At 70.3% G+C, this 13,743-nt stretch carries 10 protein-coding genes; 3 read left to right on the top strand and 7 right to left on the bottom strand.

From position 1 onward, the window contains the following. Positions 1–71 precede the first annotated feature (71 nt). Positions 72–752 (bottom strand): response regulator transcription factor, encoded by a 681-nt coding sequence (locus IF20_RS04095; protein WP_006603892.1) that lies wholly within the window; start codon positions 750–752, stop codon positions 72–74. Continuing rightward, on the bottom strand, positions 749–2,062 hold the full coding sequence (locus tag IF20_RS04090; protein ID WP_052863566.1) for a sensor histidine kinase: 1,314 nt from the start codon (positions 2,060–2,062) through the stop codon (positions 749–751). The genes IF20_RS04095 and IF20_RS04090 overlap by 4 nt, the downstream gene beginning before the upstream one ends. Positions 2,063–2,359: 297 nt before the next feature. Here IF20_RS04090 and phoU point away from each other — a divergent pair, with 297 nt between their 5' ends. Further along, positions 2,360–3,037, top strand: coding sequence for a phosphate signaling complex protein PhoU (gene phoU / locus IF20_RS04085; RefSeq protein WP_052863565.1), 678 nt, complete (start codon positions 2,360–2,362; stop codon positions 3,035–3,037). Between the two features lie 1,601 nt (positions 3,038–4,638). Here phoU and IF20_RS04075 read toward each other — a convergent pair. Next, positions 4,639–5,199 carry a hypothetical protein gene (locus tag IF20_RS04075; RefSeq protein ID WP_199896481.1) on the bottom strand — a complete coding sequence of 187 codons (561 nt, stop codon included), beginning with the start codon at positions 5,197–5,199 and terminating at the stop codon, positions 4,639–4,641. Positions 5,200–6,749: 1,550 nt separating this feature from the next. Continuing rightward, positions 6,750–7,511 carry a phosphoglyceromutase gene (locus IF20_RS04070; protein ID WP_052863562.1) on the bottom strand — a complete coding sequence of 254 codons (762 nt, stop codon included), beginning with the start codon at positions 7,509–7,511 and terminating at the stop codon, positions 6,750–6,752. 223 nt (positions 7,512–7,734) lie between these two features. Here IF20_RS04070 and IF20_RS04065 point away from each other — a divergent pair, with 223 nt between their 5' ends. After that, on the top strand, positions 7,735–9,039 hold the full coding sequence (locus tag IF20_RS04065) for an MDR family MFS transporter (protein WP_234426498.1): 1,305 nt from the start codon (positions 7,735–7,737) through the stop codon (positions 9,037–9,039). Here the strand turns inward: IF20_RS04065 and IF20_RS04060 are convergent. From IF20_RS04060 to mshA, 3 genes are all read right to left on the bottom strand, one after another. Then, on the bottom strand, positions 8,993–10,642 hold the full coding sequence (locus IF20_RS04060; RefSeq protein WP_052863561.1) for a glycosyl hydrolase family 28-related protein: 1,650 nt from the start codon (positions 10,640–10,642) through the stop codon (positions 8,993–8,995). The two genes, IF20_RS04065 and IF20_RS04060, sit on opposite strands and share 47 nt — an antisense overlap. A 157-nt stretch (positions 10,643–10,799) precedes the next feature. After that, a complete protein-coding gene (locus tag IF20_RS04055) occupies positions 10,800–11,306 on the bottom strand; it encodes a type III secretion system chaperone family protein (RefSeq protein WP_052863560.1) in 507 nt (168 codons plus the stop codon). Beyond that, entirely contained in the window at positions 11,299–12,678 is a 1,380-nt protein-coding gene (gene mshA, locus IF20_RS04050; protein WP_052863559.1) for a D-inositol-3-phosphate glycosyltransferase, read from the bottom strand. The genes IF20_RS04055 and mshA overlap by 8 nt, the downstream gene beginning before the upstream one ends. Before the next feature lie 232 nt (positions 12,679–12,910). Between mshA and IF20_RS04045 the strand changes: the two genes are divergently transcribed. After that, positions 12,911–13,738, top strand: a complete 828-nt coding sequence (locus IF20_RS04045) for a class I SAM-dependent methyltransferase (RefSeq protein WP_052863558.1) — start codon at positions 12,911–12,913, stop codon at positions 13,736–13,738. Positions 13,739–13,743 lie beyond the last annotated feature (5 nt).

Here is a 13,743-nt window from a genome sequence, read left to right as displayed (position 1 = left end):
CGGTCCAGGCCCGTCTCGATCCAGTCCCGTCTCGGTTCAGGCCCGTCTCGGTCCGGTCCCGTCGGTTCGGCTTACGGCTCGAACTTGTAGCCGAGGCCGCGGACCGTGACCAGGTAGCGCGGGGCGCCCGGGTCCGGCTCGATCTTGGCGCGCAGGCGCTTGACGTGGACGTCGAGGGTCTTGGTGTCGCCCACGTAGTCGGCGCCCCAGACCCGGTCGATCAGCTGCATACGGGTGAGGACGCGGCCGGCGTTGCGCAGCAGCATCTCCAGCAGGTCGAACTCCTTGAGCGGCAGGTCGACCTTGCCGCCCGAGACCGTGACGACGTGCCGGTCGACGTCCATCCGGACCGGGCCGGCCTCCAGGGCCTGCGGGGTGACCTCCTCCGGCTCACCGCGGCGGCGCAGGACCGCGCGGATGCGGGCGACCAGCTCCCGCGAGGAGAAGGGCTTGGTGACGTAGTCGTCGGCTCCTATTTCCAGCCCGACAACCTTGTCGATCTCGCTGTCCTTGGCGGTCACCATGATCACCGGGACGTTGGAGCGGCCGCGCAGCTGGCGGCAGACCTCCGTACCGGGCAGGCCGGGCAGCATCAGGTCGAGCAGGACCAGGTCGGCGCCGTTGCGCTCGAACTCGTCCAGTCCGTCGGGGCCGGTCGCGGCGATGGCGACCTCGAAACCCTCCTTGCGGAGCATGTACGACAGAGCGTCGCTGAAGGACTCCTCATCCTCGACGACGAGCACTCGGGTCACGGAAGGACCTCCGGGGCAGGATAGGGCGCACGTAGCGCTTCCGGGGAAGTGTGGTGGTGGGTGACGGCCGGGCCGCTGAAGGTGTCGTACGGACCGTCCTCGCCATCGAGGTCGTCCGGGTCTGTCGCGGGGTCCTCCCGGCGCGCGTCGCGGTCGCGGACCGCGCCGGCTTCCGGGAGCCGCAGGGTGAAGGTGGAGCCCTGTCCTTCGGAGCTCCACACCGTGACCTCCCCGCCGTGCGAGGCGGCCACGTGCTTGACGATGGCGAGACCGAGTCCGGTACCGCCCGTGGCGCGGGAGCGCGCCGGGTCGACGCGGTAGAACCGCTCGAAGATCCGGTCCCGGTCCTTCTCGGAGATGCCGATGCCCTGGTCGGTGACGGCTATCTCGATCATCGCGCCGCCGGCCGCCGGGACACGGCGGCCGGCTATCCCGACGCGGGTCCGGGCCGGGGAGTAGTTGACGGCGTTCTCGACGAGGTTGCCGAGGGCGCCGGCGAGCTGGCTTCTGTTGCCCCATACGTGCAGGTCGGCGGTGCCGCCGACGGCCATGGTGATGGACTTGCTGCTGGCCTGCTGGCGGCAGCGGTCCATCGCCTCCTCGACCAGCTCGTCCACACGCACGGGCTCGGCGTCCTCCAGGGGGTTGTCGTTCTGCACCCGGGAGAGGTCGATCAGCTCCTGGACGAGGCTGGTCAGGCGGGTGGCCTCGGACTGCATGCGGCCGGCGAAGCGGGACACCGCCTCGGGGTCGTCGCTCGCGTCCATCACGGCCTCGGAGAGCAGCGAGAGCGCGCCGACCGGGGTCTTGAGCTCATGGCTGACGTTGGCCACGAAGTCGCGGCGGACCGCTTCTATGCGGCGCGCCTCGGTGAGGTCCTCGACCAGCAGCAGGACGAGCCGGGAGCCGAGCGGGGCGACCCGCGCGGAGACGGCGAGGGCGTCGCCGCGGCCGGTGCCGCGGCGCGGCAGGTCCAGCTCGACCTGGCGTATCTCGCCGTCCCGCCGGGTGTCGCGGGCCATCTGCAGCATCGGGTCCACGGCGAGCTTGCCGCCGCGTACGAGCCCGAGGGCGTACGCGGCGGAGCTGGCCTTGACGACGCCGTCGGCCTCGTCGAGCACGACGGCGGAGGACCGCAGCACCGACAGGACGGTGTCCACGCCGGGGGGCAGGACGGCGTCGGTGTGCAGGGACGTACGGGTGGGTTTGGCCTGGTCGCGTTCGCTCCAGCGAAACGCCAGCATGGCGATCACGCCGGTACAGCATCCGGCGATCGCTGCCACTGCGGCGATGGCCGCGTCCACGTTCATGAGTCCAGGTTATGCGCCGGTTGTGACAGTTCCACAGCCATCAGAGGGTCACCTCGAACACCCGTTGCCGAGAGTTCACCTTCACGTCGGGGTTGGTTCACTCCGGATGGGCGAACCGGTCGCATCCGGGCTCGAACGTGGGAGCGTGGGGATCGTAGACCCACGCCACCAGGGGCGCAGCCCATGCGACGCCACAGGGGGCGCACCGCCCACGCGCGACGACGCAGGGGCACGGCCCGGAGGTCGGCGGGCATCGCAGGCCCACACCGAACGACTCGATGCGAGAGAAGGTCACTGATGCGGGACGCGTACCACGAGGAGCTTGACTCGATCGGCGAAGGCCTGGTCGAGATGGCCAGGCTCGTCGGCTCCGCGATCGGGCGCGCCACCACGGCGATACTCGACGCGGACCTGAAGCTGGCGGAGAACGTGATCGCCGGGGACGAGAAGGTCGACGATCTGCAGCGCGATCTGGAGGCCAGGGCCATAGCCCTGCTGGCGCGCCAGCAGCCGGTCGCCACGGACCTGCGGATCGTGGTCACGTCGCTGCGGATGAGCGCGGACCTGGAGCGGTCCGGTGACCTGGCGCAGCACGTCGCGAAGCTGGCGCGGCTGCGGTTCCCGGAGTCGGCGGTGCCGCGGGACCTGCACGCCACGATTCTGGAGATGGGGCAGCTGGCGCAGCGCCTGATGGCGAAGGCCGGCGAGGTCATCATCACGAAGGACGTCGATCTGGCGCTGCAGCTGGAGCAGGACGACGACGCGATGGACCTGCTGCACCGCACGCTCTTCCAGCACCTGATGGACGACCGCTGGAAGCACGGCATCGAGACGGCGGTGGACGTCACGCTGCTGGGCCGTTACTACGAGCGGTTCGCCGACCACGCGGTGTCGGTCGCGAAGCGTGTGGTGTACCTGGTCACGGGCGAGCACGCGGACGAACTCGCGCCGTCGACGGCGGTCGAGGGCGCCTGAGCGCTCCGAGAGCGAGGCGCACGGACGGGCACGCGCCCCGGTCCGTGCGGCCTCGCGCCGTTGGTGCGCCGTCCTGGCTGGGTAAGGGAGGGGAGGAACCTCCCTTATGGCTGCCAACCAGGAGGCACTTCATGCCCCACACGCCTGTTTCCAGCACCCCCGCGCCCGAAACGGCCAACAGCTGCTCGTGCGGCCCCGGCTGTTCCTGCGGCTGCCAGTCGGGCGGCCCCTGCCAGTGCGGCGGCAGCTGCGGCTGACGCCGCCGCGCCCGAAGCGCCAACGAGCCCTCGGTCTGCGGACGCAGACCGGGGGCTCACTGCTGAGCCGAGCCGCAGCACACCCGAGTGCCCTCGTGCGGCAGGCCGACTACTCGGCCGGTGGCAACTCCACAGCCTCAGGAGCGACGACGGCGTACGACGCGGAGAGATGGGGCGACCGGTAGTCCCACGTCATCCGCTCCCCCACTACCGTGACGCTCTTCCCCAACTTCGACCTGACAGCTTCCAACGCTGCACGGACAGCGGCTTCGTGAGCGTTCTTGATTCGCTGTTCAGAGTTCCGGCCTTTGCCTACTTCGAACTCGAGCGTCACCGTCATGATCTTCGATCTGGCCATACGTTCCCCCGCTCCGGGCACCCTTAGCACCGAAGCAATCGAAGCATCAACCAATCACCCAAGGTAGGCATATGACAGCCGCGTCGGAAGCGCGGACTTCGGGTGGCGAGCGACTCTCGCAAGCTGGCGTACGCGGGCGGCGTGGGGCGGTTTCTGTGACCTGGGGCCCAGAGAAGGCCCGAGGCAGCGCCGGGCCCCCTGCCCGCGGTTTTCCGCGAGCAGGGGGCCCGGCGCCGGAGAAGGCTCGGGCTTACTTCTTCTTGCCCTGGGTCTGGGGGGCCCGCTTTTCGCCCCAGGTCAGAGGGGTGGACACCCCAACTGACCTGGGGCCCGGCCGTCGTTGTTGGTCGTTGCCGGTCGTCGTTGGTCAACCTCGGAGGGCCCAGAGAGGGCCCAGCGTGGGACCTCTAAGAGCTCTAACGCTAGCGACGCGGCCCGCTAACGTTAGCGGGCCTACTAGCGGTCAGAAGCGGGGCTGGCCAGCGTGTTAGCGGTTAGCGGGTCACCCTGGCCAGCGCTTCGGTCCGGAACTCACGGGTGGTAACACGGCGTGCTTGTAGTGGCCTTGTTGTCGCTTGTAGCGACAACAAGCGCGGTTCGGCGACGCTCAGTTGCCGACACGGAGGTCATAGAAGCCTCGCTGCCCGGCGAGTGGCCCGCTTGTCTTGTCGCTTGTCATCCGCCCGGCAGGGGGATCGTAGAACGCTAGCCGCGAGCCCCTGAAAGCGGCTCTCACCTGCGATGCGACAAGCGCGCGACAAGACAAGCGACAAGCCGCACGACAAGCTGGCCAGCAGGGCCAGTCGTTCCCATGCCAGTGAGGGAGCAAGAAGGACCGCCCTTCGGGCGGGCATTCCTCTGGTCGCCTACGGTCGTCCACGGCACGGCCAATCGGCGAAGTACGGCTGTGTGGCAAACACCGAGGCCTTACCCCGAGCCGAGGCGATCCGACGATTCCGCACGGGCAGAAGCCGATCGCCTTGTGCTCAGCGGGACGCCGGGTTGCCGTTGAGGTAGGCACGGGCTGCCACGACGAACGGCGGGACCGCAGCCACTACGTGTTCGTACGCCTCTTCCATCATGCGTCTTTCTTCCTGCCTCTCCTCAGGTGTCGTGGCACTGCTGTTCACCACGGTTTGGGCAGCCCGCTCAAAGTCCTCGGCGTATTGCTCGATTGCCTCGGCAAGCGGCACCAGATGCTCGGGACCTTCCAGCGAGACCAGGGCTACCGCATGACGCACTGGTTCAAGTTGGCCCTGGAGCCGAAAGCGCCCGAGCCGGCGCTGCTGCTCGGCGTCAGCCAGGTTTGCCACCACCCCAGAGAGCAGTGTTTCCCTCCAAACGTCATTTCTCCTCGTCGTGCGGAGGTAGGTACGCGCCGCGGTGAGCAGGGCGGCGTAGGCCTCTCGCTGAGCCGTGCGGCGGATGGAGTCCACCGGCGCCCGGAGAGCAGCCCGGGCCTGAGCTCGGCCTGCGAAGTACGCGGCGCTGGCGGTGGCGAGAACGGCGGGAGTGGCTACGAGAGCAGCAAGGACTTCGGCTTCCACCTTGCGATGGTGTCCCCTCCCACACGCGTGTGGGGGCTTCTTGGAGTATCCCGGCGGCAGCTCTCGCAACCCCGGGTATCGCTGTCCGTGACACCAACTGTGGGACTCCCACGGCCGTGAACGGAGAGGCCCTTGGAGCGGCTGAGCGGCCCCTGGGGGCGGTTTCGGGGGGCTTTTCTGTGGGAGTCCCGCACCCTCACATGCAGGTCAGAGACTCCCACAGCGTGTGGGAGTCCCACAGGCTGTGGTGGGCACTGTGGTGGGCTCCGTGCGGGAGTCCCACAGGCGCCCCGGTGTCACTGACAGCTACTGGTTACTGGCTACTGGCTACTGGCAACCCACTTGCCAGTAGCCCGCGCGATTTTTCCACGTCCGGGCGTCACCTGTCCCTTCGACTTGCCACTAGCCAGTAGCGTTCGGTAATCAGCGGCGGACCATCCGAGGTGACGTGGCCGGTCGCTTGAAAGGCCACCAGGCGCCGGAGAGACGCTGAGGAGAAGAGGCCACCCCCCTCAAAGCGCAGGTGGTCTCTTCAACACCGTCGACACCAACACGGCATGCCGCGAGAGCCGTCCGCCGGCCTCCCCCCTGTGACGCACTTCCCCTCGGCTCTTCAGCAGGCAGCCGAGAGCGGCGCTTGCCCCCCTGGTCGAAAAGCCGTCCCTGTGCCCTCGCCCTAGAGAGTTGGGAGAAAGTAGCGTCCGCAGCGTCCGGAAGTTCCTAGAAACCGCTCCTGAACTGCACGGACGCTGCGGGCGCTAAGCGAATCGTTCAGCGTCCGCAAGCCTCCCCCCTTAAGAGCATCAGCGCAGGTCAGAGCGCTCTTAAGTGAGGGAGGTACGCGGACGCTATAACCGGGAGAGCTGGAACACGGGGGCAATGTTTCAGCCGCCCTGCCTCACGTCCGCCTGCACAAGCAAGAAGAGCACCACCTCGCACGGCGCCCGGAGTGCTCTTCTTGTTGTTCGGCGCCCCGGCGCCGCTTGATGGTCGTGCCGCGCAGCGGCTCCTTCTTCTCTCTGAGAGACCGGTGCTCTACAACAGAGACCCCCTCTTTTGTCCTAAGAGGGAAGACGCTGCGTCATCCGCGTCATGCAGACGGAAAAACGACCCCTGACCTGCGGCTACAACCATGACGCAGACGGTGGCCTCTGCGTCATCTGCGCCAACTGCGTCACCCGATGACGCAGTCCATGACGCACTCCTGAACCGCTGCGCCACACAAAACGCCAGGTCAGAAGCCCGTATGACGATCATGACGCAATGACGCAGAATCCTGCACCTCGGACAGATGCGGACCCCTTCAGAGGGTCGTGCGTCACGGTTGGTTACTGGGTACTGGGTAGTGGGGCGTCACATCCCACTACCCACTCGCCCTGAAGGTCTACGCGCACCTCATGCCGAGCAGCCGCGAGCGGGCCCGGAAGGCTCTCGGGCGAGCGCTCCAGCCACAGGATCAGCCGAAGGACTGAGGGCCCAGAGAGGGCCCGGGCCGTGAAAATGCCCCTGAGCCGCGCCGTCTGCGCAGCTCAGGGGCATGATCAGGTGGGCTACTTCTTCTTGCCCTGGTTTTTCACGGCCTCGATGGCGGCCTTGGCGGCTTCCGGGTCGAGGTAGGTGCCGCCCGGGTTGAGCGGCTTGAAGTCGGCGTCGAGCTCGTAGGTGAGCGGGATGCCGGTGGGGATGTTCAGGCCGGCGATGTCCTCGTCGGAGATGCCGTCGAGGTGCTTCACCAGGGCGCGGAGGCTGTTGCCGTGGGCGGCGACCAGGACGGTGCGGCCGGTGAGGAGGTCGGGGACGATGCCGTCGAACCAGTACGGGAGCATGCGGACGACGACGTCCTTGAGGCACTCCGTCTGCGGGCGCAGCTCCGGGGGGAGGGTCGCGTAGCGCGCGTCGGCGAACTGGGAGAACTCGGCGTCGCGGTCCAGCGGGGGCGGCGGGGTGTCGTACGAGCGGCGCCAGAGCATGAACTGCTCCTCGCCGAACTCGGCGAGGGTCTGGGCCTTGTCCTTGCCCTGCAGCGCGCCGTAGTGGCGCTCGTTCAGGCGCCAGCTGCGGTGGACGGGGATCCAGTGCCGGTCGGCTGCCTCCAGGGCCAGCTGCGCGGTGCGGATGGCGCGCTTCTGGAGGGAGGTGTGCACGACGTCGGGGAGCAGGCCGGCGTCCTTGAGCAGCTCCCCGCCGCGGACCGCCTCCTTCTCGCCCTTCTCGTTCAGGTTGACGTCCACCCAGCCGGTGAACAGGTTCTTCGCGTTCCACTCGCTCTCGCCGTGGCGGAGGAGGATGAGCTTGTACGGTGCGTCGGCCATGCCTTTGAGCGTAATCGAAAAGGGGCGCCGCTCCGGCAACGGCCCGGCCTGTGGACGCAGGGCCGCTCGTCTGCGCCGGGGCCGCGACGTTTGACGGTCGTTGCTAATTCTATGGCGTGTGGTGGCCCCGGTTTGTAGGTTCCCCTTGGCGGGTGTGCCGCTTACATCTCCGGTTACATCGCCGGTTACATCGCCGCTTGCATCGGTGCTGGGGGGAGACAGGGTGAGACGGGTTGTCGTCGCGAGCGTGGCGGGGCTGCCGCGGCAGTTCTGGTGGCTGTGGACGAGCACGCTGATCAACCGGTTGGGGGCCTTCGTCGCCACCTTCCTGGCGCTGTACCTCACGGTCGAGCGCGGGTACTCGGCCTCGTACGCCGGTCTGGTCGGCGCGTTGTACGGGTTGGGCGGGGTCGTGTCGTCGGTGGTGGCGGGCGTGGCGACCGACCGGCTCGGGCGGCGGCCGACGATGCTGATCGCGCAGCTGACGACCGCCGGCTCGGTGGCACTGCTGGGCTTCATGACGGACCCGGTGGCCATCGCGGCGGTGGCCTGCGTGGTGGGTATGGCGAGCAACGGCTCGCGGCCCGCGGTGCAGGCGATGATGGCGGACATCGTCGCGCCCGAGGACCGGGTGCGGGCCTTCGCACTGAATTACTGGGCCCTGAACATGGGGTTCGCGATCTCCTCGTCGCTGGCCGGACTGCTCGCCCAGTACGGCTACCTGCTGCTCTTCCTCGGCGAGTCGGCGCTGGTGCTGGCCTGCGCGGTCGTGGTGTTCGTGAAGCTCCCCGAGTCCCGGCCGGGCGAGAGGACATCGGAAAGCAGCACTGCGCAGGAGCCGGTGCGGCGCGTGTCGATGGCGACCGTGGTCCGGGACGGGCGGTTCATGACCGTCGTCGGGCTGAACCTGCTGCTGGCGCTGCTCTTCCAGCAGGCGTACGTCTCGCTGCCGGTGACGATGGGGCTCGCGGGGTTCACCAGCTCCGACTTCGGACTGGTGATCGCCGTCAACGGCGTGCTGATCGTGCTGCTGCAGATCCCGGTGACCCGGTTCATCGAGCACCGCAGCCCGGCGGCGCTGCTGATCGGCTCGGCGCTGCTGACCGGTTACGGTTTCGGGCTGACCGCGTTCGCCGGTTCGGTGGCGCTGTTCGCGGTGTCCGTCGCGGTGTGGACGCTCGGCGAGATCATCAACTCGCCGACCCAGATGGGGCTGGTGGTGCGCCTCTCCCCCACCCACGGCCGCGGCCGGTACCAGGGGATGTACTCGCTGTCCTGGTCGGTGGCCGCGCTGGCGGCGCCGCTGCTCGGCGGCACGGTCATCGACCGGTACGGGCCGGCGGCCCTGTGGGCCGGCTGCGCGGTCGTCGGCACGGTGGCCGCGGCCGGCTACGGGCTGCTGCTGCGGCGGATGAACGCCGAGGAGCGCGCGCAGGCCGCGGCCGAGCGGGCCGCGGCCCCGGCTCATGCCCCGGCGCCGGTCACGGACGCAGCCGGCGCTGCGCCTCGTACAGGTTCCGCGGCCTGACGGCTTCCGGGTGGCCGTAGGCCACGAGCCTGCTGTGCAGGTCGCCCGCGAAGTCCGGCTTGTCGATCTGGCCGAACTCGCGGACCGGGGAGATCCCGGCGGTGACGCTGTACGGGGCCAGGCCGTCGATCTTCACCATGCCGGCCCGGCCGTTGGTGACGCGGATGTTCCAGTGGGTGAAGCGGGCCCCGAAGAGCGGCCCCGCGCGCAGGTCGCCGCCGTGCCGGCCGGTGTTGTCGACGACGATTTCGGTGCGGACGTTGGCGAACGGCATGCCGCGGTGGGAGTCGAACGTGCCCATCTCCATCCGGCCGCGCGACCAGACGTTGTAGCTGGACAGGTTCTCGACGTTGATGCCGTGGAGGATGGTGTCGGGCGGTGCGGGGACGCTGCGCCGTTCGATCACGAAGTCCTCGAAGAGGTTGTCGTGCGCGCCCTCGCGGCAGAAGTACGGATGGTGGGAACCGCGGCCCGCGACACGGGTGTTGCTGACCGTGCACGAGGACGAGGCGGTCAGCCCGATGCCGTTGTCGACGTGGCGCGCGACGACGTCCCGCACCCAGCAGTCGTAGGCGCACTGCAGGAGGACGCCGTTGTAGCCCTTGTCGTGGAGGTGCGGGGACTGCGGTGTCTTGACCGCCTCGATCGTCAGGCCCTCGACGCCGGCGCCGGTGAGCGCGGGAACGTGGGTGGTGAGCCGCGGGTCCCACTCCGGGCGTACATCGAGGGGCAGCGGGCGCTCGAAGGTCACCTCGCGACCCTTGATACGGACGATGCGTACGGGCCACTCGTACGGGACGAAGCTGTTGAGTTTGGCCCTGCCGTCCCAGGTGTACGAGGCGGGGCCTGGGCCGCCGCCCGCCATGTGCTGGAGGAGGGTGTGGTCCTTGTCGTCGGCCAGCTGGAGGAGGACGAGGGTTCCGGGGCGCAGGCGCGAGGTGTCGGCGACCTTCACGGTCCAGTCGCCACGGCGCGCGGGGCGTACGGCGGTGAGCGTGCGCCACTCGTTGCGCTTGTTGCCCGTCCAGCCCTCGAACGGCCAGTGCTTGCTCCTGATCGCCGCGACGAGGGAGTCGTAACGGGCCGTGGGGCAGAGCCAGATGAGGCCGCCGGTCCAGGACCAGGCGGACTTGTCGCCGCCGTACCGGCTGCCGTACGGGCCGATCAGCTCGGTGAGGTGCTTGGTGGCGAGCAGCTTGGTACGGCCGCTGCCGGCGCCGCGCAGCACCACGTTGTCGCGGCCGATGCGGATCACGTCGTCGATGCGGAAGGTCCCGGGCGGGAGGGTGACGATGCCGCCGCCGCGCCGGCCCGCGGCCTCGATGGCGCGGTTGATGGCCGGCGCGGAGTCCGTCCTGCCGTCCGCGCGGGCGCCGTGGGCCCGCACGGCGTCGATCACGGGGAGGCGGCCGGTGGGCCGGGGCCCGCGCCGGCAGCCGGCCCGGCCGACGTACGGAATCTGCGGATGCGTGAAGGGGCGGGCGGTGAACTCGTCCCAGAGCGTCGTGCGATGGCCGCCCGCCGTGGCCGGCGGGGCGGGCAGTGCCGCCGTCGCCGCCGCAGCGGCCGCGCTGCCCAGCAGAGTGCGCCTGCTGATGTCCATGGGCCACCCTTCATGCAGGTGAAGAGGTGCATGGGAGAGAGGCCGCGAGCATGGCACGGGCCCGTCGGACGGCGGAAGGGCGGAAACGGGGGCGCGGGGAGATGGGCCGGAAAGCGCTACTTGCGCCGGCCGGGCACAGCGAAGTGGAACGGGGCCGTTACTTGTCCTGCCCGGTCAGGTGGGCGAACGCCGCCAGATTGCGGGTGGATTCGCCGCGCGAGACCCGCCACTCGTACTCCTTGCGGATCGCCGAGGCGAAGCCCATCTCCAGCAGCGTGTTGAAGGAGCCGTCGGCGTTCTCCAGGACGGTGCCGAGGATGCGATCCAGCTCCTCGGGGGTGACCGCGGCCAGCGGCAACTTGCCGACGAGGTAGATGTCGCCGAGCTTGTCGATCGCGTAGCCCACGCCGAACAGGCGGGTGTTGCGCTCCAGCAGCCAGCGGTGCACCGCCTCGTGGTTCTCGTCCGGGCGGCGGACGACGAACGCGTTGACCGACAGGGAGTGCCGCCCGACCAACAGCGAGCACGTCGTGGAGAGCTTGCGGGTGCCGGGCAGCTTGACGACGTAACTGCCCTCCGCCGGCGACTCCCACTCCAGCCCGGCGTCGTTCAGCGTCTCCTCGACGACCCGTCGCGCGTCCGCGACCCTGCTGTCCTCAGCCATGCAGTGATCGTAGGCGACGGCGCCGTTCCTGCAACGCGGCGGTGTACACGTCGGCGGTGGCCGCGGCCGCGGTGTCCCAGCCGAAGGACTCGGCGTGCCGGGCGGCCGCCGCGCCCATCCGCAGGGTGAGCGAGGGATCGTCGGCGAAGCGGCGCAGCGCGCCGGCGTAGTCCGCCGGGTCGTGTCCGTCGATCAGGAAGCCGCTGACGCCGTCCTTCACCGCGACCGGCAGCCCGCCCACCGACGCGGCGATCACCGGGGTGCCGCACGCCTCGGCCTCGATGGCCACCAGTCCGAAGGATTCGCTGTACGAGGGCATGACCAGCACGCTGGCTGCCCGGTACCAGTCGGCGAGCTGGTCCTGGCCGACCGGCGGCCGGAACCGCACCACGTCGGCGATGCCCAGCCGCGCTGCGAGCTTCTGCAGGCCCTCGGGCTTGGTCAGGCCGCTGCCGCTCGGCCCGCCGACCACGGGGACGACGATCCGCGAGCGCAGCGAGGGGTCCTGGTCCAGCAGCACCGCGACGGCGCGCAGCAGGATGTCGGGGGCCTTCAGGGGCTGGATGCGGCCGGCGAAGAGCGGGATCAGCGCGTGCTGGGGCAGGCCGAGGCGCGCCCGGGCCGCCGCCCGCTCGTCCGCGACGTCGCTGCCCGCCGTGCCGCTCGCCGGGCGGAAGCGGTCGAGGTTGACGCCCGGGTGCACGACGGCGACCTTGCCGGGCTCGGCCTCGTAGTGCCGGACCAGCTCGCCGGCCTCCTCGGCGGTGTTGGCGATCAGTCGGTCCGAGGCGCGCACGATCTGCGTCTCGCCGATGACGCGCGCGGCCGGCTCGGGGGTGTCGCCCTCCGCCAGCGCGGCGTTCTTGACCTTGGCCATGGTGTGCATGGCGTGCACCAGGGGGACGCCCCAGCGCTCGGCGGCGAGCCAGCCGACGTGGCCGGAGAGCCAGTAGTGCGAGTGGACCAGGTCGTAGTAGCCGGGGCGGTGGCCGGCCCAGGCCTGCATGACACCGTGCGTGAACGCGCACAGCTGGGCGGGCAGGTCCTCCTTGTTCAGCCCCTCGTAGGGGCCCGCGTCCACGTGGCGTACGAGGACGCCGGGGGCCAGCTCGACGGCGGGCGGGAGGTTACCGGTGGTGGCCCGGGTGAATATCTCGACCTCGATGTCGATCGCGGCGAGACGCTTGGCGAGCTCGACGATGTAGACGTTCATGCCGCCCGCGTCGCCCGTGCCGGGCTGGTGCAGCGGGGAGGTGTGCACGCTCAGCATCGCCACTCGGCGCGGCTTGCGCGAGCCGCCCAGCCGCAGCCTGGCCGGGCCGGCGAACTGGCTCTGGGGACGGCCGCGGAGCCGGGACACGTATTGGCTCACTGCGAGCTACCTCCCACATTCCGGCAAAATCCGGCGGAAACCGATGCCGGTACCGCCTCTCAACCGGCCAACAACGGAGTCGGCCGAGCCATTTCCCGCCAGGCGCCGCACCCCGCCCTCTTTGCCAAAGCGTGACCCTGAGGGGGCGCGGCGGGCGACGGGACGGGGGCCCGCCGAGCGCCCTCGCGGCCGAGTGGACGGGTGCCCGCCACGCAGCACATAAAGTCATGTCATGGCCCGCAGCTCCTCCTCGTCCCCGTCCGCACGCCCGGTCGGGAGCGCCACCCGCGGGACCACCAACCCGAACCGGCTGCGCCGCATGGACCGCTGGATCGCCGCCACGCACGGCCCGCAGCTGCGCCGCACCGCCGACCCGGTCGCCGTCGATCTGGGCTACGGGGCCGCGCCCTGGACCGCCGTCGAGCTGCTGGACCGGCTGCGGACGGCGCGCGGGGACGCGGAGGTGGTGGGGGTGGAGATCGATCCCGAGCGGGTCGCGGCGGCCCGGCCGTACGAGCGGGCCGGTCTCGCCTTCCTGCACGGCGGCTTCGAGGTGCCGCTGCCGGGCGCCCCGGGCCGCTCCCCCGCGCTCATCCGGGCCGCGAACGTGCTGCGGCAGTACGACGAGACCGCGGTGGCCGAGGTCTGGGCGCGGCTGTGCGCGCGGCTGGCGCCGGGTGGGCTGCTGGTGGAGGGCACCTGCGACGAGATCGGGCGGCGGCACGTCTGGGTCGCGCTCGGCCCCGAGGGCCCCCGCACGGTCACCTTCGCGGCCCGCCTCGGCTCCCTGGAAACCCCCTCCGACCTGGCCGAACGCCTCCCGAAAGCGCTGATCCACCGCAACGTGCCGGGCGAGCCGGTGCACGCCTTCCTCCGGGACTTCGACCGGGCCTGGGCGGCGGCGGCGCCGTACGGCTCGCTCGGCGCCCGCCAGCGCTGGATCCGGTCCGTCCGCGCGCTGCGGGACGCGGGTTGGCCACTGGCCGACGGGCCGCGCCGGTGGCGCCTGGGTGAGGTCACCGTCCGCTGGACGGCGCTGGCGCCACGCGGCGCGGCCTGAGGGGT

Source organism: Streptomyces niger, assembly GCF_000718305.1.
Taxonomy (GTDB): Bacteria; Actinomycetota; Actinomycetes; order Streptomycetales; family Streptomycetaceae; genus Streptomyces; species Streptomyces niger.
Note: the sequence above shows the minus strand (reverse complement) of the source record. Positions and strands in the feature narration are given on the sequence as shown.